The organism is Curtobacterium sp. Arg-1 (genome assembly GCF_025643395.1).
GTDB classification, from domain to species: domain Bacteria; phylum Actinomycetota; class Actinomycetes; order Actinomycetales; family Microbacteriaceae; genus Curtobacterium; species Curtobacterium poinsettiae.
Genome location: NZ_CP095731.1, coordinates 3,232,480 through 3,252,126, shown reverse-complemented (window position 1 = coordinate 3,252,126; position 19,647 = coordinate 3,232,480). Strand labels below are relative to the sequence as shown.

Here is a 19,647-nt window from a genome sequence, read left to right as displayed (position 1 = left end):
TTCAGGACCGCGCGAACGACGAGGAGGTCGTCGCATGACCACCATCCAGGACCCACCCGCCGAGGCGGCGCTGCCCGCCCCCGCGGTCGCGGTCGCGACCGGCGCGGCGCCCCGCCGGAAGACCGGCGGCGCCGACGCCGAGCTCGGCCGCCGCTCGTGGTGGGGCGCGGCGTTCGCCGCACCGCACTCGATCGGCCTCGTCGTGTTCACGGCGTTCCCGATCCTGGCGTCGCTCGTCGTGAGCTTCATGAACTGGCCGATGCTCGGTGAACGCTCGTGGGCCGGCCTGTCGAACTACGCGCAGCTGTTCTCCGACCCGATCTTCCGGACGGTCACGCTCAACACGGTGCTGTTCGTCGTGCTCTACGTGCCGCTCAACCTGGTCGTGTCCCTCGGACTCGCGGCCTGGCTCACCCCGAAGATCCGGCACCGGCACGTCTTCCGCGTGCTGTTCTTCATCCCGACGATCACGCCGATCGTCGCGAACGTCGTCGTCTGGCGGATGCTGTACCAGCCGGGCGGCGCCATCGACGCGACGCTGCAGTCGACCGTCGGCGTGCACGCCCCGAACTTCCTGGCGGACGACCACTGGGCGATGCTCGCCGTCGTCGCGATGAGCGTCTGGCAGGGGTTCGGCTACAACATGCTGATCTTCTCGGCGGCGCTCGACTCGGTGCCGGAGAACCAGATCGAGGCTGCCCAGCTCGACGGGGCGAACGCCTGGCAGATGTTCTGGCGGATCAAGTTCCCGCTCATCTCGCCGTCGATCTTCTTCGCGACGATGATGACCCTGATCACCTCGTTCCAGGTGTTCGTGCAGCCGTTCGTCCTGACGAAGGGCGGTCCCGGCACCGCGACCGAGACCCTGGTGCAGTACATCTACAACACCGGGTTCCAGACCCAGCAGCTCGGGCTCGCATCGGCCGGGGCGTGGGTGCTGTTCGTCATCATCCTCGGCATCACGGCCGTCCAGTTCCTCGGACAGAAGCGGTGGGTGCACTATGAGTGAGCTGACCTCGTCCAACCGGACGATCAACCCGCGGGCGCTGCCCCGCACGCACCGGCAGGCCGGCAGGGTGCGCCACGCGGTCGGGTACGTGCTGCTGTGCCTGGTGGCCCTGCTGTTCGTCTCGCCGCTCATCTACATGGTGGCGACGAGCCTGAAGCCGTCGGCCGACGTGTTCACGACCCCGCCGACCCTGTGGGGCTCGTCCATCGAGTGGGGCAACTACGCGCAGGCGTTCACCTACCTGCCGTTCGCCCGGTTCATCCTGAACGGCGTGTTCGTCGCCGCGGCCGGCACGGCGATCAACGTCGCCGTCGCGGTGCTGTCCGGCTACGCGTTCTCACGGCTGCGGTGGCGCGGCCGGAACACGGTGTTCGTCCTGTTCCTCGCGACGCTGATGATCCCGCAGGACGTCCTCGTCATCCCGATGTACGTGATGATGCAGGGCTTCGGGTGGGTCGACACGTTCCAGGCGCTCATCATCCCGTGGGCGTTCACGGCCCTCGGCGCGTTCCTGGTGCGGCAGTTCTTCCTCACCGTGCCGCAGGAGCTCGACGACGCCGCCCGGGTGGACGGTGCCGGAGCGATCCGGACGTTCTTCTCGGTGATGCTCCCGCTCGCCCGGCCGACGATGGCGGTCCTCGCCGTGTTCTCGTTCATCGCGTACTGGAACTCGTTCCTCTGGCCGCTCGTCATCGTCAACGACGTCGAGGCCCGTGGCACCATCCCGCTCGGCCTGCAGCAGTTCTTCGGGCAGCAGGGCTCCGAGTGGAACCTCGTGATGGCGGCGTCGGTGATCTCGATGCTGCCCACCGTGATCCTGCTGATCCTGCTCCAGAAGCACCTGGTCAAGGGGATCGTCACCAGCGGTCTCGGCGGCCGGTGACGCCGCCGGACGTCTTCCCTCGTCCTCCACTGAAAGGAACACTGGCCTCATGACCATCACCGCACCTGCCGAGCCGCAGACCGCGACGGATCTCGCGGGGTTCCCCGCGTGGTTCTCCCACGACCGGTTCGGCATGTTCATCCACTGGGGGCTCTACGCCCTGCCGGCACGGCACGAGTGGGTGAAGAACCACGAACGGATCACCGACGCCGACTACCAGAAGCTACTTCGACCACTTCGACCCGGACCTGTTCGACGCCGCCGACTGGGCCCGCCGTGCGCGCGCGGCGGGGATGAAGTACGTCGTCCTCACCACGAAGCACCACGAGGGCTTCTGCCTGTGGGACACCGCACTCACCGACTACAAGTCCACGAACACCCCCTTCGGCCGGGACATCGTTCGGGAGTTCGTCGACGCCGTCCGTGCCGAGGGGCTGCGGGTCGGTTTCTACCACTCGCTCATCGACTGGCACCACCCGGACTTCACCGTCGACGGCGTGCACCCCCGGCGCGACGACTCGGCGGAGGAGATCGAGGCGTTCAACGAGGGCCGCGACATGTCGCGCTACCGCGAGTACCTCCACGGTCAGATCGAGGAGCTGCTCACCGACTACGGGCAGATCGACTACCTGTTCTACGACTTCTCGTACCGGGACAACGACCACGAGGACATCTGGGGCGGCAAGGGTCGCGACGAGTGGGGCTCCGAGGAACTCATGGCGCTGACGAAGCGCCTGCAGCCGGGCATCATCGTCAACGACCGGCTCGACATCCCCGGTGACCTGGTCACCCCGGAGCAGTACCAGCCCGACAAGCCGATGGAGGTCGGCGGGGTCCCGGTGCCGTGGGAGGCCTGCCAGACGTTGAACGGCTCGTGGGGTTACGACCGCGACAACCTCAACCTGAAGCCGGTCGACCTGCTCGTCCGCATGCTCGTCGACGGCGTCTCGAACAACGGGAACATGCTGCTCAACATCGGGCCGACCGGTCGCGGTGAGTTCGACGGGGTCTCCCGCCGGACGCTCGAGGGCATCGGGACGTGGATGCACCAGCACGCCCGCTCGGTGTACGGCGCCGGACCCGCGAAGTTCGTCGCCCCGCGGAACACCGTCTACACGCAGAACGGGAACCGCCTGTACCTGCACCTGTTCGCCTGGCCGTTCGAGCACGTGCACCTGCCAGACCTGGCCGGCAAGGTGGCGTACGCGCAGCTGCTCAACGACGCGTCGGAGATCCACTTCCGCGAGATCCCGCCGGGCACCCGAGCGCAGAACACCGGGCTCGGCGGCCAGCCCGCCGGCACCCTCACCCTGACGCTGCCCATCGTGCGACCCGACGTCGCCGTCCCCGTCGTCGAGCTGTTCCTGCGCGACTGATGCAGCGGATCCTGACGCGGACGCGACTGCGGGCCGGGAACGAGGCGGCGTACGACACCGTGCACGCCTCGGTCCCGCCCGCGCTCGCGGCACGACTGCGCGAGGCCGGCGTGCACGACTGGACGATCTGGCGGGACGGGCTCGACCTGGTCCACCTGATCGAGGTCGAGGACCACCGGGCGATGCGCCGGGCGCTCGCGGACGACCCGGTCAACGCCGAGTGGCAGGAGACGATCAACCCGCTGCTCCAGGCGGCCGACGACTACTCGGGCGACGACGACGGCGTCCCGCGGGTCTGGTCGCTGGCGGACCAGGTGGACGGCGTGGACCAGGTGGCCCCGTGACGGACCTCGCCCTCGACCTGGACCGTGGGCCGTTCTGGTTCGGTGGGGCCGGCATCGGCAACCTGCTCCGTCCGGTCTCCGACGACGACGCCCGCGACACGGTCGACGCCGCCTGGGACGCCGGGGTGCGCGGGTTCGACACCGCTCCGCACTACGGCCTCGGATTGTCCGAACGACGGCTCGGGGTGGCGCTCGCCGGACGCCCCCGGCAGGAGTTCCTCGTGTCGACGAAGGTCGGGCGGGTGCTCGTGCCGGGGCGCGGCGACGGCGACGACCTGGCGTCCGGGGGCTTCGCGGTGCCGGACGACACCGTGCGGCAGTGGGACCCGTCGCCCTCGGGCGTGCGGCGCTCGCTCGACGACTCGCTCGGCCGGCTCGGGCTCGACCACGTCGACATCGCCTACCTGCACGACCCGGACGTCTACTCGCTCACCGACGGCCTGACCCAGGCGCTGCCGACCCTCGCCGAGCTCCGCGACGAGGGCGTCGTGCGGGCGGTCGGCGTCGGGTCGAACTCCGTCGAGGCGCTGTCGGCGGCCGTCGACACCGGGCTCTGCGACGTCGTCATGCTCGCCGGCCGGTACACGCTGCTCGAGCAACCGGCGGCGGCGCTCGTCGACCGGTGCGCGGCGCTGGGCGTCGCGGTCGTCGCGGTCGGCGTCTACAACTCGGGGCTGCTCGGGCAGGAGCGCCCCGCGGCCGGCGTGACCTACGACTACGCCGAGGCGCCCGCGCGGTTGCTCGCGCGGGCGAACGCCATCGCCGACGTGTGCGACCGCCACGGGGTCACCCTGCCCGAGGCCGCGCTGGCGTTCCCACGGCGGGCCCCGGCGGTCGCCGCGATCGCCCTCGGCGTGCAGTCCGCCGACCAGGTGCGCTCGAACGTCGCCCGGGCCGCCGCCGTCGTGCCCGAGGCGCTCTGGGACGACCTGCGTGCTGCGGGCCTGCTCGACACCTGACCCACGCACGACGAAGGCACCCCGCCCACGCGGTTGCGCGGTTCGGGGTGCCTTTCGTCGTGCGCCGGTCAGACCGGCAGTGTGGTGCCTAGCGGCGCGAACCGCGGCCGGCGACGCGCGTGTAGATGAACAGCACGATGACGGCGCCGATGATCGAGCCGATGATGCCGGCCGGCTGGAAGAAGCCGTCGTTCCCATCGTGGTTGAAGATCAGGTAGCCGAGGAATCCGCCGACGAACGAGCCGACGATGCCCAGGACGATCGTCATGAGGATGCCGATGTTCTGCTTGCCGGGGATGATGAGCCGGGCGAGAGCGCCGGCGATGAGTCCGATGATGATCAAGCTGATGATGAGACCGAGCACGGTGTCCTCCTCGTGGGTGCGGTTGCCGCGGCATGGTTGCCGGAGTCAGGGCCGAGGACTGACACAACTCCGAGGTTCCTGGGAGGATTGTCGGGTTCAGTCCAGGGAGCGCCGCAACCAGCGCTCGACCCCTTCGACGTGGGACACGACGAGGGCCTGCACGAGCTGCGGGTCGCGGCGTCGGATGGCGTCGACGATGGCCGCGTGCTCGTCGAGGGTCCGCTGCACCGAGCCGTTCTGGGTCAGCCCCCGCCACACCCGCACCCGCACCGTCTTGCTCGACAGGGCGTCGAGCAGTCCGGACAGGTACTGGTTGCCGCCGATGCCCGCGATGGTCGAGTGGAACAACAGGTCGTGGGCGACGAGGTCCTCGACGCCGGTGTCGTCGGTGACGGACTGCATCAGGGTCGCGAGTTCGTCGATCTGCTGTTCCGTGGCACGCGCGGTCGCCAGGACGGCGGACGCCGGTTCCAGGATGCGTCGCACCTCGAGCAGGTCGACGAGCGACCGGTCGTGGTGCATGTCGACGACGAACGACACCGCCTCGAGCAGGACGCCCGGTTCGAGGGACGTCACGTACGTGCCGTCGCCGCGTCGGACGTCGAGCACGCGGATGAGCTCGAGCGCCTTCACCGCTTCACGCAGGCTGTTCCGCGACAGGCCGAGCGACTCGCTCAGCTCCTTCTCGGGCGGGAGGCGCTGGCCGGGTTGGAGCTCGCCGCTCACGATCATCTGCTGGATGCGTGCGATCGCATCGTCGGTCAACGACGCCACGTCACCACCTCCTGTGGACCCGGCCGCCTGTGCGACGGGACGTCCCGACGATACCCGGGACGGGCCTCCAGGCCGTGCGGCGGAGCCGTGGCGCGATCACACCGGCCGCAGCCGGAGCGCCTGCATCCCGCCGTCGACCGCCAGCTCGACGCCCGTCGTCGACCGGGCGAGCGGGCTCGTCAGGTAGGCGACCGCCTCGGCGACCTCTGCTGCCTGCACCAGTCGGCCGTGCGGCTGGCGTGCCTCGAGCGCGGCGCGTTCGGCTGCCGGGTCGTCCGCGGTCGACAGGAGCCGTGCGATCCACGGGGTGTCGGCGGTGCCCGGGTTGACGGCGTTGACGCGGATGCCCTCGCGGACGTGGTCGGCTGCCATCGCGCGGGTGAGTGCGGAGATCGCCCCCTTCGTGGCCGAGTACAGCGCACGCTGGGGGAGCCCGGCGGTGGCCGCGACGGAGCAGGTGTTGACGATGCTCGCGCTGTCGGAGGCCCGGAGGTGGGGGAGTGCGGCGCGGGACAGGCGAACGGCACCGAGCACGTTGACCTCGTACACGCGGCGCCACTCGTCGTCGGTGTTGTCCTCGACGCTCCCCTGAGCGCCGATGCCGGCGTTGTTCACGAGCACGTCGAGACCGCCGAGCTGGTCGACGGCCGACGCGACGGCGGCACGGACGGACTCGTCGGACGACACGTCGCAGGTGACGGAGACGAGTCCCTCGGCGGTGGACGGCTGCAGGTCGAGCACGGCGACCGCTGCGCCGCGCTCCCGCAGGGCTGCCGCGATGGCCGCGCCGATGCCGGAGGCGCCGCCGGTGACGATCGCGCGGAGACCCGCGTGGCTGCCGGGCGTCCCGGTGGTGCCGGTCTGGTCGGTGGTGTCGGTCATCAGGCTGCTCCTACGGTCTGGCGCTGCGAGCCGAGCCCGTCGGCGGTGAGTTCGACCACGTCGCCGGGCTGCAGGTACGGCGCGTGTCCTGCGAGGGCGACCCCGGCCGGGGTGCCCGTGCTGATGACGTCGCCCGGGTACAGCACCATGAACTGCGACAGGTACCGGACGATCTCGACGGGTCGGAAGATCATGTCGGCGGTGGTGCCGTCCTGCCGCACCTCGCCGTTGACGGTGAGCCGGAGCGCGAGCGCCGCCGGGTCGACCTGGTCGGGGGTGACCAGCCACGGGCCGAGCGGGTTGAACGTCTCGCAGGACTTCCCCTTGTCCCACTGCCCGCCGCGCTCGAGCTGGAAGGCGCGTTCGGAGACGTCGTTCGCGATGGCGTAGCCCGCGATGCAGGCGCTCGCCGCCTCGTCGGAGTCGCAGTACCGGGCGGTGGCGCCGATGACGACGGCGAGTTCGATCTCCCAGTCGGTCTTCTCGCTGCCGCGGGGGATCAGGACCTGGTCGTCCGGGCCGATCACCGTCATCGGGTCCTTCATGAACACGATCGGCTCGGTCGGGATCTCGGCGCCGGTCTCGGCGGCATGGTCGCGGTAGTTCAGGCCGATGCAGACGACCTTGCCGGGGCGGGCCACCGGTGCGCCGCGACGCAGGCCCTCTGCGTCGGGCAGCACCCGGACGTCGCCGGCGTCGCGCGCGTGCCGGACGCGGGCGACCGGGTCCGCTGCCAGGAAGGCGCCGCTGATGTCGGTCGTGATCGGGCGGAGGTCGAGGACCTCGCCGTCGGTGTCGACCGCGACGGGGACCTCGTCGCCCGCGGGGCCGAGTCGTGCGAACTGCATCGTTCCTCGCTCTCCGGCTGCACCGGCGCAACCAGAGACATCCTATGTCTGGTCCGAGGTGTCGACAAGGTTCCGGGTGCTGAGGGTCCTGTCATGCAGGTAGGTGCGCTCCGCCGTACCGCCGAGGATCGCCTGGCGCTCGTCCGGGCTCAGGTCGGCCAGTGCCTCGGTGGTGCGTCGGACCACGTCGTCGTAGGTCGTGGCGAGTGTCGAGACGGGCCAGTCCGACCCGAACATCGACCGCGTCGGGCCGAGCCGCTCGACCACGGCGCGGACGTACCGGTCGACCGGCTGCCGTCGCCACCCCGGGCCAGCCTCGGTGAACAGGCCGGACACCTTGCAGGCGACGTTGGGGCGTGCGGCGAAGTCGTCCATCCGGCTCGGCCACCCGGGGTCCCCGCCCGCGATGTCGGGCTTGCCGGCATGGTCGAGGACGAACGAGGCCTCGGGCACGGCGTCGACCAGTGTCAGCGCTGCACGGTGCTCCCGTGCGCGGACGAGCAGGTCGAACGCCAGGCCGGCGGCGGCCAGGGCGCGGACGCCTCGGACCACCTCGGGGCGGGCGAGCCAGTCCGGGTCCGGTTCGTCCTGCGCCTGGTGCCGGATGCCGACCAGGCGGTTCCCGGTCACAGGGGTGCGACCGGGTCGTGCGGCGAGGGCGGCGAGGGCGGCGATCCGGTCGGCGACGTCCGGGGCGGTCAGGTCCACCCAGCCGACGACCCCGGCGACCGGCTCGGGCTGCTCGAGGAGCCAGGCGGTCTCGCCGGGGTCGTGCACGGCCTGCACGACGATCGTCCGGGTGACGTCGGTGCTCCGGGCGGCGGCGCGCAGGTCGTCCACGTCGAACCGGCGGCGGATCGGGGCGACCGAGTCGTCCATCCAGGGGTACGGCCGGTCGGCGGGATCCCAGAGGTGGTGGTGAGCGTCGATGATCACGCGCTCATGATGCCTGATTCATCCGATGTTCACCCGCGCGTTGCCGGTGCGGCTCAGACGACGCCGGAGGCCTCGAGCTCGGCGCGCAGCTCGGCGTCGGACGGCTCGACGAAGTGCTTGCCGTTCGGCAGCACCACGACGGGGATGTTCTTCCGGCCGCTGATCGCCTCGGCACGGTCCGCCGCGGACAGGTCCTGCTCCACGTCGACGTACTCGTAGTCCACGCCGAGCGTGTCGAGCAGCGCCTTGGACCGACGGCAGTCGCGGCACCAGTCGGCGCCGAACATGGTCACGCGGTCGGGGGCAGTCGTCGCATCGCTCATGTGCAGAGAGTACGTCGGAGCGCCACCGGGCATTCCCGGAGCCCGCGTCGCAGGGCGACAGGACCGCAGGCCTCCGCAGCAGGCGCGTGCCCGGCCTCGCCCTACGATTGGCACATGCCGCCAGCACCCGACCCCGCGACGCTGGCCTGGGCCTCGGCGGCCGTCCGGCGGTTCGCCGCTGCGACCAACCTGCTCGTCGCCGCCCGCCGGTTCCGCATCATCGGCGGGGACCCCCGGGACGCCGCGGCGCTCCGGCACCTGCTGACCGCACTCGGCGCGCGCGAGGCCGACGAGCAGCAGCCGAACCCGCAGCAGCCGTCCGACCTGGTCGACCAGCTCTGGTGTCTCGGCACGCCCGAGGAATCGACGCCCGCCGTCGAGCAGGCCGCCGACCGCCCGCGCGGCACCACCCTGGTCGTCATCGACGCCGGCCGGTACCTGCCCGCCGTCGACGAGGACGCCTTCGGCCCCGTCGCACCCGCCCGCCCCGGCGTGCTCGCCGTCCCGATGCTGTCCGACGACGTCTTCCTCGTCTCCACCGGCCGCGACCCCGAGCACGACCCCGCAGCCGAGGCCCGCCTGCGATGGGCCCGGCGGTCGATGCCGGTCGCCCGGTCGGTCGCCGCCGAACTCCGCGACGGCGGACTCCTGCGCGGCACACGCATCGGCGTCGCGATGTTCCTCGAACCCAAGACGGCGGTGCTGAGCCTGCTGCTCCGCGATGCCGGTGCCGAGGTCGTCGTCTACGCCCACGCCGACGAGACCGACGACGCCGTCGCCGACGCACTGCGGTCGGCCGGCCTGACGGTCTTCGCGAGCAGCACGGCGACGCTCCCCGAGCAGAAGCAGCTGGCCCTCGCGATGCTCGACACGGCGCCGCACATCCTGCTCGACGACGGGGCACACGTCATCCGGCTCGCCCACCAGGAGCGCCCCGACCTGCTGCCGACGATGCTCGGCGCCGCCGAGGAGACCACGAGCGGCCTGCGGCCCCTGCGTGTGCTGGCAGCGCGCGGCGAGCTCGGCATCCCCGTGATCGCGGTGAACGACGCCCGCACCAAGACGTTCTTCGACAACCGGTACGGCACCGGGCAGTCGACGGTGTTCGCGGTGCTCGACCTGGTCGACGGGCTCGCGTCCGGCGCACACCGATTGCAGGCTGGGCCCACGCCGCCGGTTCCGGCCCGACGCGCCAGCGGCGGGCTGGCCGTGCCGGTGGGGAGAGGCGCGGCGGCGGTCGCCGGGTTCGGGCACGTCGGCGAAGGGGTCGCCCTGGTGCTCGCCGCCCTCGGGTTCCGGGTGACGGTCGCCGAGACCGACCCGGTCCGCGCCCTGCAGGCCCGCTTCGCCGGGTACGCCGTGGCCCCGCTGGTCCAGGCGGTGCGTGACGCCGACCTCGTGATGAGCGCCACCGGGGTGCCGGACACCATCGACCTCGAGGTGCTCCGTGCTTGCGCGGACGGCGCGATCGTCGCCGTCGCCGGTGGGGTCGACCAAGAGATCGCGGTCGATGACGCCCTCGCCGCCGGGGTCGAACGGCGGCCCGTGGGGCCGAAGGCCGAGCGGTTCGTGTTCCCCGGCGTCGACGGCGGGCCGATCGTGCTCGACGACGGTGGCTGCATCAACATCACCGCGGCCGAGGGCAACCCGGTCGAGATCATGGACCTGTCCTTCGCCGTGCAGCTCGGCGCCGTCCGGATGCTCCTGGAACGCGGCGACGAGCTGGAGCGTGCCGTCGTGCCGATCGACCCCGCGGTCGACGACGTGACCGCCCGCGCGGCGCTCGCCGCGTTCGGGAGCCGACCCCTGCCTCTCCCCACCGGCACGGCCGGGCTGCCGCTGGCGCGTCAGCCCGGAACCGGCGGCGTGGGCCCAGGCCTTCCCCCTGAACACCCGGCGGACCGCGAGCCGGACGTCCGGACGCACCGTTTCGGAGACCCCACGTGAGCGCCCGACAGCACCCGGTCACGGTGCACTCGGCGCGCGTCGTCGTGCCGATGACCGCGCCGCCGATCGCGGACGGCGCGGTCGCCGTGCAGGACGGCCGCATCCTGCACGTCGGCGACCGGTCGTGGGTCATCGACCAGCTCACCGGGTCCGGCGCGACGTTCACCGAGCGGCAGTGGCGTGGCGCGCTCCTACCCGGACTCGTGAACGCGCACTCGCACCTGCAGTACACCGGCATGGCCAGTGTCGGCCAGCGCCAGTACGGCGGATTCGAGGACTGGGCCGCGGCGTTCAACGTCGACTACGCCGAACCCCACGACTGGCGGGCCGAAGCCGCGGACGGTGCACGGGCGTCGATCCTGGCCGGCGTCACGAGCATCGCGGACATCGTCACCGACATCGAGGCCGCCACCGCGCTGCAGGACGCCGGGCTCGGCGGCATCGCGTACTGGGAGGTCATGGACTGGGAGAACGACGCCTGGCAGTCGCACGGTCGCGACCAGGTGCTCGACGAACTCGACCGGATCCCCACGACGCCCGGTGCGGGTCTGTCGCCGCACGCGCCGTACTCGCTCGAGGTCGCCCCGCTGCTCGAGCTCCCCGACATCGTGCGGCAGCGCGGTCTGCGACTGCACCTGCACCTCGGTGAGGCGGCGTTCGAGGGGGAGCGCACCGCCCTCGGTCCGGTCCCCGGGCTCGACGGGGTCGACGGCGTCGGACACGGGAACGACTGGCACCTGGCGAACGTGCCGTCGTTCCGGGCGCTGCGAGCCCTGGGCTTCGGCGCGAGTGCCACCGCGTTCGTCGACCGGCTCGGGGTGCTCGGCCCGGACTGCCACATCGCCCACGGCGTCTACATGACCGCGGCCGACCGGGCCCTCCTGCGTGCCCGGGGCACCGCCGTCGCACTGTGCCCGCGGTCGAACGCCGTCATCGGCCTCGATCCGCCGCCCGTCGCGGACTACCTGCGCGAGGGCAGCCCGATCGCCATCGGCACCGACTCCCTGTCGTCGTCGCCGTCCCTCGACCTGATGGCCGACGTCACCGCGCTGCACCGGATCGCCCGCGCCCAGGGCTACGGGCACCGGGACCTGCACGAGCGGCTGCTCGCGGCGGCGACCCTCGGTGGCGCGCACGCGATGGGGCTCGCCGTCGGGCCGGACCGCATCGGGCACCTCGCCGTCGGGGCGCGTGCCGACCTGGCGGTCTTCGACGTCGATGCCCGTACCGTGCCGGACGCGCTCGCCGAGCTCGTCGAGGACGGCGCCGGGCGGGCGGCCGCCACCGTGATCCGCGGGGTCGTCCGTGCCGCGGCGGGCGTCGTCACCGAACCGGCTTCCCCGCACATGGACATCCCCGCACCGCACCAGGAGGAACGATGACCGAGACCGCACCCCGCCCCGGCATGGCCGCCCGTCGCACCGTCGACGGCGACCTGATCGAGTGGCTCGACGTGCCGAAGCGCGCCATCGCCCTCGGCATGGAACCGCACCCCGAGGGCGGTTGGTACGTCCGCACCTGGACCTCGCCGGCGACGGTCACCACCCCCGCGGGGGACCGTCCGGCCGCCACCCTGATCCACTTCCTGCTGCCCCCGGGCGAGGCCTCGGCCTGGCACCGGGTCACGAGCGACGAGATCTGGATGTGGCACGGTCCGGACACCGTCGACCTGCAGCTCGGCGGCGACGGTGACGTCCCCGAGCCCGGCGCGACGATCACGCTCGGCCCGGACGCCGGCCGGGACCGGGTGAACGACGCGCAGGCGTTCGTGCGCGGCGGGGTGTGGCAGCGGACGATCCCGGGCGACGGCGAAGTGCTGCTGAGCTGCCTGGTGTCGCCGGGCTTCTCGTTCGACGACTTCACGATGGTCGACGACGGGGACTCTGCCGCCGAGTAGCACCGCGACACCGTTTCGCGTTGGTATCCCACCGCGAAGTACACTTCGACCTGCCCCCACCCCCCCCTCGCACGAAGGCCCGACCGTGACCCGTCCCCTCCGCTTCACCCTCGCCGTCGCCACCGCCGCGGTCGCCGCCCTCGCCCTGTCGGCCTGCTCCGCCGGGGGCAGCAGCAACGCCGACGGCACCGTGACCGACGGCAAGCTCACGATCGCCACCGGTGACCCGGCGTACTCGCCCTGGGTCGAGGACAACAAGCCGCAGTCCGGCAAGGGCTTCGAGTCCGCCGTGGCGTACGCCGTCGCGAAGGAGATGGGCTACGGCAAGTCCGACGTCGTGTGGAAGCGCAGCACCTTCGACAGTGCCATCGCCCCGGGCCCGAAGGACTGGGACCTCAACGTCCAGCAGTTCTCGATCGACGCGAAGCGCAAGAAGGCCGTCGACATGTCGAGCGCGTACTACACGACGACGCAGGCCGTGGTCACGACGGAGAAGTCGAAGGCCGCCGACGACACCACGATCGCGGCGCTCAAGCAGGACGCCATCGGTGTCGCGACCGGCTCGACGAGCATCGCGAGCGTCAAGGACGTCCTCGGGGTCACCCCGCAGGTGTTCAACTCGAACGACGACGCCGTGCTCGCACTCAAGTCCGGCCAGATCGACGCCATCGTCACCGACCTGCCGACGGCGTTCTACATGTCCGGCGCGCAGCTCGACGACGGGACCGTGTCGGCGCAGTTCCCCGACGACGGCAAGGGCGACCAGTTCGGCTTCGTCCTGCCGAAGGACTCGGAGCTCACGAGCAAGGTCGACAAGGCCCTCAAGACCCTCGACGACGACGGCTCCCTGCACAAGCTGCAGACCAAGTGGCTGTCGTCCGAGACCGGCACCCCGGTCCTGAAGTAACCGCATGACGCTGCCAGCAGGCACCGGCACCCCGGTGGCCGCCCCCGCGCCGAGCCAGGTCGAGCTCGAGCGTCGGCTCTACCGTCGCCAGCGCGGCCGTCGTTCGGTCGTCGTGTCGGTCGTGTCCACCCTGGTCGTGCTCGCCGTCGTGTACTTCGGCGTCGTGAACACCCCCGGCTGGGCGGCGGTGCAGCAGTCGTTCTTCGACCCCGAGACCGCGATCGACACGTTCCCGGACATCCTGCTGGGCCTGTGGCTGAACGTCCGGATCCTGTTCTTCAGCGCCATCGGCGTCGCCGTGTTCGGCACCCTGCTCGCGGTCGTGCGGGGCCTGCGCAACCCGGTGTTCTTCCCGCTGCGGATGCTCGCGACCGGGTACACGGACCTGTTCCGCGGCCTGCCGCTCATCATCGTGCTCTACCTGGTGGGCTACGGCATCCCGGGGCTCGGGGTGTTCCCGCGGCTCCCCGCCGAGGTCTGGGGCACGATCGCGATCACCCTGACCTACTCGTCGTACATCGCCGAGGTGCTCCGGGCCGGCATGGAGGCCGTGCACCCCTCGCAGCGCCTGGCCGCCCGGTCGCTCGGGCTCTCGCACGCCAAGACGCTGCGCCTCGTGGTGCTGCCGCAGGCGATCCGCAAGGTCACGCCGGCGCTCATGAACGACTTCGTGTCGATGCAGAAGGACGTCGGTCTGGTCTCGATCCTCGGCGCCGTCGACGCGGTCCGCTCCGCCCAGATCGCGCAGGCCGAGACCTACAACTTCACCCCCTACTTCGTCGCCGGGCTGCTGTTCGTGGTGATCAGCCTGCCGCTGATCCGCGTCACGGACGCGATCGCGCGTCGGCAGCAGCGGCGTGAGCAGATCGGAGGGACCGTATGAGCGAGGCAGGCCTGGAGGCCCGTGGTGCGTCCGGAACGGACGCCGCGGTCCTCGAGCTGCGCGGGTTGTGCAAGGCCTTCGGCGAGCACGAGGTCCTGCGCGGGATCGACCTGACGGTGCACCGCCACCAGGTCATCTGCGTCATCGGGGCGTCCGGGTCGGGCAAGTCGACGCTGCTCAAGACGGTCAACCTGCTCGAGGGCATCGACGACGGCGAGATCCTGCTGCAGGGCACGGACATCGCCGACCCGCGCGTCGCCGTCGACGCCGTGCGGGCCCGCATCGGCGTGGTGTTCCAGCAGTTCAACCTGTTCCCGCACATGAGCGTGCTCGACAACGTCACGCTCGCTTCCCGTCAGGTGCACGGCATCGGACGGGCCCAGGCCGAGGAGACCGCGCGACGGTTGCTCGACCGGATCGGCCTCGCTTCGTTCGCCGACGCGTACCCCGACCGGCTGTCCGGCGGGCAGCAGCAGCGCGTCGCCATCGTCCGGGCCATCGCGTCCGACCCCGAGCTGCTGTTGCTCGACGAGGTCACGAGTGCGCTCGACCCCCAGCTCGTCGGCGAGGTGCTCGACCTGGTCACCGAGCTGAAGCGGCAGGGCTCGACGATCCTGATGACGACGCACGAGATGCACTTCGCGCGGAACGTCGCCGACCGGATCGTCTTCCTGCACCGCGGCGAGGTCGTCGAGCAGGGATCGCCCGCCGAGGTCCTCGACCACCCACAGCACCCCGCGCTGGTCGAGTTCCTCGCCCGCGTGCACGCCTAGGGCGTCAGCAGCACCTTGCCGATCACCTCACCGTCGCGCACGCGGCGGTGGGCCTCCTCGACCTCGGCGAGCGGCAGTACCGAGTCGATGACCGGGCGGATGCTGCCGTCGGCGACGAAGGGCCAGACGTGCTCGCGGACGGCGGCGACGATCGCGGCCTTCTCGGCGAGCGGCCGGGCGCGCAGGGTCGTGCCGCTGATCGACGCGCGCTTGCGCATCAGCACCCCGAAGTCGAGCTCGGCGGTGCGGCCGCTGCCCGCGGCGATCACCGCGATGTGCCCGTTCGGGGCGAGGGCCTGCAGGTTCCGGTCCAGGTAGGACGGGCCGACGACGTCGAGCACCACGTCGACACCGACCCCGTCGGTGAACGCCAGGACGCGCTCCACGAAGTCCTCCGTGCGGTGGTCGACGACCAGGTCGGCACCGAGGTCCCGGGACGCGGCGACCTTGCGCTCCCCACCGCTCGTCGCGATCACCGTCGCACCGAGGGCCTTCGCCCACAGCACCGCGTGCGACCCCATGCCGCCCGTGCCACCGTGCACCAGGAGCGTCTGCCCGGGTCGGAGCCCGGCGAGCATGCCGATGTTCGAGTAGACCGTGCAGGCGGCTTCGGGCAGACCGGCGGCCTCGACCAGGTCGACCCCGTCGGGGACCGGCAGTACCTGGGTGACCGGGGCGACGACGAGCGACGCGTACCCGCCGCCGGAGAGCAGTGCGCACACCCGGTCGCCCACCGCGACGGTCGTGACCCCGGTGCCGACGGCCCGGACCGTGCCGGAGACCTCGAGCCCGAGGACGTCCGAGGCCCCGGGCGGCGGCGGGTAGTTCCCGGCGCGCTGCTGCAGGTCCGCGTTGTTGACGCCGGCGGCGGCGACCTCGATCAGGACCTCGTCGGTGCCGGGTCGGGGGTCGGGCAGGTCGGTGACCGACATGGAAGCGTCGTCGAACGTGATGGCGTGCATGCCCTCGACGGTACGCGCCCCGTCCCTCGTGCCGGCTGTCGGGGGCCGCGGCCGGCCGGACCCGGAGCGGATCTTCCCTGTACGCTCGATCATGGATCTGCACCTCATCCGGGGGAGTGCGGACGGATCGAGGGGGACCCTCCACCATGCCCAAGAAGCTCATCGCGCTGGCCACCGCCGGCCTCGCACTCACGCTGCTCGCCGGTTGCTCCACCGGGCCGTCCAAGGCCGAGCAGTGCACCCAGTTCGAGAAGACCGTCAAGTCCGCGGCCGAGGGCGTGCAGTCCGAGGCCGCGAACCTGCAGTCCGACCCGGACGCCGCCGTCACGAAGCTCAAGGAGCTCGACGCGAAGATCTCCGACGGCGTCGACGACCTGTCGGACGACGACCTGAAGGCCAAGGGCGACGCCTTCGAAGAGGCCTACGGCGACCTGGTCGACGACATCGAGGACATCGCCGAGGACCCGAAGTCGGCCGACGTCTCGGGCCTGACGAAGTCCAGCACCAAGGTGCAGGACGCCGGCAACGCGTTCCAGAAGGAGTGCAACTCCTGATGCGCCGCACCCTCACCGCGCTGGCCACCGCCGGCCTCGCACTCACGCTGCTCGCTGGTTGCTCCGGCGGTGACGGTGGCAACGGTGGCAACTCGTCCGGCGGCGACTCGGGGGCGTCCAGTGCACCCTCGGCGTCGAAGACCGCCGCGGCGGCTCCCGCGCAGAGCAAGCAGGAGGCCTGCTCCCTGCTCGAGAACGAACTCGCGTCGTTCCTCAAGGAGCAGGGGGCCAACACGGCTCCGTCCGACGTGAAGGCCCGCGGGGCGCTCATCGGCGAGTTCGTCCAGCGCATCGACTCGGCGCTGACGAAGGTCTCGAACGAGCAGGTGCACGACACGTTCGAGGAGTTCTCGGGCGCGGCCAAGCGCTACAGCTCGGCCATCGAGTCCGGTTCGGCAGAGGACTCGCCCGAGGTCAAGAAGGCCCAGTCCGACGTGCAGAGCACGCTCGACCAGGTTTCGGCCGTCTGCCCCGCCAAGAGCTGACCGCCACCGCGCACCACACACGACGACGCCCCGCCCTCCTGCGAAGGAGCGGCGGGGCGTCGTGCATCCCAGGGGGACGGGTCAGGCGGCCGCGGCCTGCGACGCGTCGAGCCGTGCGACGTCCTCCGGTCGCAGCCGCACGGTCGGCGCGGTGATCGAGTTCAGGATCGACTGCGGGCGCGACGCCCCGGGGATCGGGACGACGACGTCGCTCTTCTGCAGCTCCCACGCCAGGGCGATGACCTGCGGGGTGACGCCACGGTCGCGGGCGATGTAGGCGAAGTCCTCGAACGCCGTGCCGAGGTCCGCCGCACTCCCGATGCCGCCGAGGGGGCTCCACGGCAGGAACGCGATGCCGAGCTCGTCGCACAGTTCGAGCTCCGGCTCGCTCGAGCGGAACTTCGGCGAGTACTGGTTCTGCACCGAGGCCAGGCGTCCGCCGAGCACCTCGTTCGCGGTGCGGATCTGGTCCGGGTCGGCGTTCGAGATGCCCGCCATCCGGATGACGCCCTCGTCGAGCAGCTCGGCGAGCGCCCCGATCGAGTCGGCGTAGGGCACCGCGGGGTCGGGACGGTGGAACTGGTACAGGCCGATCTGCTCGACGCCGAGCCGCTTCGCCGACGCCTTCGCCGCCTCCTTCAGGTACTCCGGGTGCCCGTTCTGGGTCCAGTTGCCGACTTCGGGGCGCAGGTGTCCGCCCTTCGTCGCGATGAGCACGGCCGAGGTGTCGTCGTGGTACTCCCGGACGGCCCGGGCGATGAGCTCCTCGTTGTGCCCCACCTCGTCGTGGCCGCCCAGGTGGTAGGCGTCGGCGGTGTCGATGAGCGTGACACCGTTCTCGAGCGCTGCGTGGATCGTGGCGATGGACTGACGCTCGTCCGGTCGGCCCTCGATCGACATGGGCATCCCGCCCAGACCGATGGCACTGACGGACACGTCTCCGATGACTCGTTGCTTCATCGGCCCAGCATGCGCCGGGGGTGCGCCCGCACGCCCAGGTGGTCACGCCGTGGCCGTGACCGACAGGCGGACGGGAGGCGCGTAGCGGCCCAGCCTTCGCGCCTCCAGGCCGGAACGCACACGCGTTCTCCGACAGGACACGCGTTGATCGACGCGTGTCCTGTCGGAAGGGTGGTGTCGGTCAGGCGGTGGCGGACACCGACGACGCGGCGGAACCGCTGTCGACGGCGTTCGCGAACACGACGCCGCCCCAGGCGATGACGACGATCGCGAGCACGAAGCCGATCGCGGCGATCCACCACGACGGCTTGCGGCGGATCCAGGCGCCGATCGACAGCACGATCGTGGCGACCCCGATGACGAACGCGCCACCGACCGCGATGGCGGCGCCACCGAAGTACCCGCCGGGCGAGCACCCGGCCGAGGCGTCGCACGACGTCGTGGCCGAGGCGATCGCGATGATGCCGACGACCGCCGTGATCGCGGTCATGACGGCACCGAACACCAGGAGCAGGACCGTCGAGATCCGGTCGGCGAGCTTCGCCGGCGGGAACAACGTGGTGCCGCCGCGCTCCCACGCCGCGCGCTGCGCGTCCGTGGGGCCGGAGGAGGGCTGCTGCGGAGGGCCGGGGACGTTGGACCAGGTCATGCGTGCAGTCCTACCGCGCCTCGACCCCGAACGCCTGTGCGAGCCGCTGGATCTTCTGCGCCCGACCGAGTCGGGGCAGGTCGGAACCGTCGCGGATGACCCGGCCGCGGGCCTCGAAGTCGTCCAGGAAGTCCTGTGCCCAGGCGACGTCGGTCGGGGTGGGGGAGATGACCTCGTTGATGACGGGGAGCTGCTCGGTGTCCAGGCAGAGCTTCCCGGTGAGGCCGAGCGACACGGCGACCTGCGACTGCTCGCGGAGGATCGGGTGCGACGACCCGACCGTGGGGCCGTCGATCGGGCCGGGCAGGTCGCCGACGCGCGAGGCGACGACGAGCTTCGACCGCGGGTACGCCATCGCGAGGGTGTCGGCGCTCGTCCCGGTGTCGCGGCGGTAGTCGCCGGACCCGAAGGCCAGGCGGAACGCACCCTGCGCCTTGGCGATCGACACGGACTCCTCGATGCCGAGCGCGGACTCGACCAGGGCGATCACCGGCGTCTGGCCGCCGAGCCGGTGCCAGGTGTCGGTGACCTGGGCGGGGGACTCGGTCTTGGCGAGCATGACGCCCTGCAGCCCGGGCAGGCCACGGAGCTCCTCGACGTCGTCGGCCCAGAAGTCCGTCGTGACGTCGTTGATGCGCACCCAGGCCTCGCCACCGCCGGCCAACCAGGCGGCGACGCCCTGCCGTGCCGAGGGCTTCGCGGCGGGGTCGACGGCGTCCTCGATGTCCAGGATGATCTGGTCGGCGCGGGACCGCTGGGACTTGTCGAACCGATCGGTCGCGGTGCCGGAGACCAGCAGCCACGAGCGTGAGATCTCGGCGGGGACCGATCGACGCCGGTTCGGCGTGGGGGCGGACGGAGCGGTGCGGTCGTCGATGGCCATGCCCCGTTGGTACCACACCCGAGGGGACGAACGCCTCGCTCGGACGCGT

23 protein-coding genes and 1 pseudogene are annotated in these 19,647 nt (G+C 71.6%); 14 read left to right on the top strand and 10 right to left on the bottom strand.

Going from position 1 to position 19,647, the window contains the following annotated elements; all coding sequences use genetic code 11:
* Nucleotides 1-34 precede the first annotated feature (34 nt).
* The 6 genes and pseudogenes from MXD64_RS15590 (at nucleotide 35) to MXD64_RS15570 (ending at nucleotide 4,571) form a co-directional block, all read left to right on the top strand.
* Entirely contained in the window at nucleotides 35-1,009 is a 975-nt protein-coding gene (locus MXD64_RS15590; protein WP_042540073.1) for a carbohydrate ABC transporter permease, read from the top strand.
* Complete coding sequence (locus MXD64_RS15585; RefSeq protein WP_052481878.1) at nucleotides 1,002-1,892, top strand: carbohydrate ABC transporter permease; 891 nt, start codon at nucleotides 1,002-1,004, stop codon at nucleotides 1,890-1,892. The genes MXD64_RS15590 and MXD64_RS15585 overlap by 8 nt, the downstream gene beginning before the upstream one ends.
* A 49-nt stretch (nucleotides 1,893-1,941) precedes the next feature.
* Nucleotides 1,942-2,046, top strand: a pseudogene (locus MXD64_RS17860) (alpha-L-fucosidase); the annotation flags it as partial.
* A 94-nt stretch (nucleotides 2,047-2,140) separates the two neighbouring features.
* Entirely contained in the window at nucleotides 2,141-3,268 is a 1,128-nt protein-coding gene (locus MXD64_RS15580; protein WP_411512260.1) for an alpha-L-fucosidase, read from the top strand.
* Nucleotides 3,268-3,612 carry an L-rhamnose mutarotase gene (locus tag MXD64_RS15575; protein WP_056071737.1) on the top strand — a complete coding sequence of 115 codons (345 nt, stop codon included), beginning with the start codon at nucleotides 3,268-3,270 and terminating at the stop codon, nucleotides 3,610-3,612. Before MXD64_RS15580 ends, MXD64_RS15575 begins: the two co-directional genes overlap by 1 nt.
* The gene (locus MXD64_RS15570) at nucleotides 3,609-4,571 is read left to right on the top strand and encodes an aldo/keto reductase (RefSeq protein ID WP_263136767.1); all 963 of its coding nucleotides are present in this window, start codon (nucleotides 3,609-3,611) and stop codon (nucleotides 4,569-4,571) included. The genes MXD64_RS15575 and MXD64_RS15570 overlap by 4 nt, the downstream gene beginning before the upstream one ends.
* Nucleotides 4,572-4,659: 88 nt before the next feature.
* Here the strand turns inward: MXD64_RS15570 and MXD64_RS15565 are convergent, their stop codons facing one another.
* From MXD64_RS15565 to MXD64_RS15540, 6 genes are all read right to left on the bottom strand, one after another.
* Nucleotides 4,660-4,935 (bottom strand): GlsB/YeaQ/YmgE family stress response membrane protein, encoded by a 276-nt coding sequence (locus MXD64_RS15565; protein ID WP_056071734.1) that lies wholly within the window; start codon nucleotides 4,933-4,935, stop codon nucleotides 4,660-4,662.
* Between the two features lie 96 nt (nucleotides 4,936-5,031).
* Nucleotides 5,032-5,667: a FadR/GntR family transcriptional regulator gene (locus MXD64_RS15560; RefSeq protein ID WP_042540122.1), complete on the bottom strand. Its 636-nt coding sequence runs from the start codon at nucleotides 5,665-5,667 to the stop codon at nucleotides 5,032-5,034.
* Nucleotides 5,668-5,805: 138 nt separating this feature from the next.
* Nucleotides 5,806-6,591, bottom strand: coding sequence for an SDR family NAD(P)-dependent oxidoreductase (locus tag MXD64_RS15555; RefSeq protein ID WP_263136766.1), 786 nt, complete (start codon nucleotides 6,589-6,591; stop codon nucleotides 5,806-5,808).
* Nucleotides 6,591-7,439 carry a fumarylacetoacetate hydrolase family protein gene (locus tag MXD64_RS15550; protein WP_263136765.1) on the bottom strand — a complete coding sequence of 283 codons (849 nt, stop codon included), beginning with the start codon at nucleotides 7,437-7,439 and terminating at the stop codon, nucleotides 6,591-6,593. Before MXD64_RS15550 ends, MXD64_RS15555 begins: the two co-directional genes overlap by 1 nt.
* A 42-nt stretch (nucleotides 7,440-7,481) precedes the next feature.
* The gene (locus tag MXD64_RS15545; protein ID WP_263136764.1) at nucleotides 7,482-8,375 is read right to left on the bottom strand and encodes an amidohydrolase family protein; all 894 of its coding nucleotides are present in this window, start codon (nucleotides 8,373-8,375) and stop codon (nucleotides 7,482-7,484) included.
* 53 nt (nucleotides 8,376-8,428) lie between these two features.
* On the bottom strand, nucleotides 8,429-8,698 hold the full coding sequence (locus tag MXD64_RS15540; protein ID WP_017888006.1) for a glutaredoxin family protein: 270 nt from the start codon (nucleotides 8,696-8,698) through the stop codon (nucleotides 8,429-8,431).
* A 114-nt stretch (nucleotides 8,699-8,812) separates the two neighbouring features.
* Between MXD64_RS15540 and MXD64_RS15535 the strand changes: the two genes are divergently transcribed.
* The 6 genes from MXD64_RS15535 to MXD64_RS15510 all read left to right on the top strand — a co-directional run bounded on the left by MXD64_RS15535 (nucleotide 8,813) and on the right by MXD64_RS15510 (nucleotide 15,105).
* Nucleotides 8,813-10,645, top strand: coding sequence for an adenosylhomocysteinase (locus tag MXD64_RS15535; protein ID WP_263136763.1), 1,833 nt, complete (start codon nucleotides 8,813-8,815; stop codon nucleotides 10,643-10,645).
* Nucleotides 10,642-12,027, top strand: coding sequence for an amidohydrolase family protein (locus tag MXD64_RS15530; protein WP_017888004.1), 1,386 nt, complete (start codon nucleotides 10,642-10,644; stop codon nucleotides 12,025-12,027). The genes MXD64_RS15535 and MXD64_RS15530 overlap by 4 nt, the downstream gene beginning before the upstream one ends.
* Nucleotides 12,024-12,542 (top strand): cupin domain-containing protein, encoded by a 519-nt coding sequence (locus tag MXD64_RS15525; protein WP_235517658.1) that lies wholly within the window; start codon nucleotides 12,024-12,026, stop codon nucleotides 12,540-12,542. Before MXD64_RS15530 ends, MXD64_RS15525 begins: the two co-directional genes overlap by 4 nt.
* A gap of 85 nt (nucleotides 12,543-12,627) precedes the next feature.
* Nucleotides 12,628-13,449 carry an ABC transporter substrate-binding protein gene (locus MXD64_RS15520; protein WP_017888002.1) on the top strand — a complete coding sequence of 274 codons (822 nt, stop codon included), beginning with the start codon at nucleotides 12,628-12,630 and terminating at the stop codon, nucleotides 13,447-13,449.
* A gap of 4 nt (nucleotides 13,450-13,453) precedes the next feature.
* Nucleotides 13,454-14,332, top strand: a complete 879-nt coding sequence (locus MXD64_RS15515; protein ID WP_017888001.1) for an amino acid ABC transporter permease — start codon at nucleotides 13,454-13,456, stop codon at nucleotides 14,330-14,332.
* The gene (locus MXD64_RS15510) at nucleotides 14,329-15,105 is read left to right on the top strand and encodes an amino acid ABC transporter ATP-binding protein (protein WP_263136762.1); all 777 of its coding nucleotides are present in this window, start codon (nucleotides 14,329-14,331) and stop codon (nucleotides 15,103-15,105) included. Before MXD64_RS15515 ends, MXD64_RS15510 begins: the two co-directional genes overlap by 4 nt.
* Here MXD64_RS15510 and MXD64_RS15505 read toward each other — a convergent pair.
* Nucleotides 15,102-16,067 carry an NAD(P)H-quinone oxidoreductase gene (locus tag MXD64_RS15505; RefSeq protein WP_042540057.1) on the bottom strand — a complete coding sequence of 322 codons (966 nt, stop codon included), beginning with the start codon at nucleotides 16,065-16,067 and terminating at the stop codon, nucleotides 15,102-15,104. The two genes, MXD64_RS15510 and MXD64_RS15505, sit on opposite strands and share 4 nt — an antisense overlap.
* A gap of 146 nt (nucleotides 16,068-16,213) precedes the next feature.
* Here MXD64_RS15505 and MXD64_RS15500 point away from each other — a divergent pair, with 146 nt between their 5' ends.
* Both MXD64_RS15500 and MXD64_RS15495 read left to right on the top strand, forming a co-directional pair.
* Complete coding sequence (locus MXD64_RS15500; protein WP_017887998.1) at nucleotides 16,214-16,621, top strand: hypothetical protein; 408 nt, start codon at nucleotides 16,214-16,216, stop codon at nucleotides 16,619-16,621.
* Entirely contained in the window at nucleotides 16,621-17,106 is a 486-nt protein-coding gene (locus MXD64_RS15495) for a hypothetical protein (RefSeq protein WP_263136761.1), read from the top strand. Before MXD64_RS15500 ends, MXD64_RS15495 begins: the two co-directional genes overlap by 1 nt.
* Before the next feature lie 81 nt (nucleotides 17,107-17,187).
* Here the strand turns inward: MXD64_RS15495 and MXD64_RS15490 are convergent, their stop codons facing one another.
* The 3 genes from MXD64_RS15490 to MXD64_RS15480 all read right to left on the bottom strand — a co-directional run bounded on the left by MXD64_RS15490 (nucleotide 17,188) and on the right by MXD64_RS15480 (nucleotide 19,598).
* Entirely contained in the window at nucleotides 17,188-18,066 is an 879-nt protein-coding gene (locus MXD64_RS15490) for an aldo/keto reductase (protein ID WP_056071716.1), read from the bottom strand.
* A gap of 181 nt (nucleotides 18,067-18,247) precedes the next feature.
* The gene (locus MXD64_RS15485) at nucleotides 18,248-18,715 is read right to left on the bottom strand and encodes a DUF6264 family protein (RefSeq protein ID WP_263136760.1); all 468 of its coding nucleotides are present in this window, start codon (nucleotides 18,713-18,715) and stop codon (nucleotides 18,248-18,250) included.
* A gap of 10 nt (nucleotides 18,716-18,725) precedes the next feature.
* Nucleotides 18,726-19,598, bottom strand: coding sequence for an HpcH/HpaI aldolase/citrate lyase family protein (locus MXD64_RS15480; protein WP_017887994.1), 873 nt, complete (start codon nucleotides 19,596-19,598; stop codon nucleotides 18,726-18,728).
* Nucleotides 19,599-19,647 lie beyond the last annotated feature (49 nt).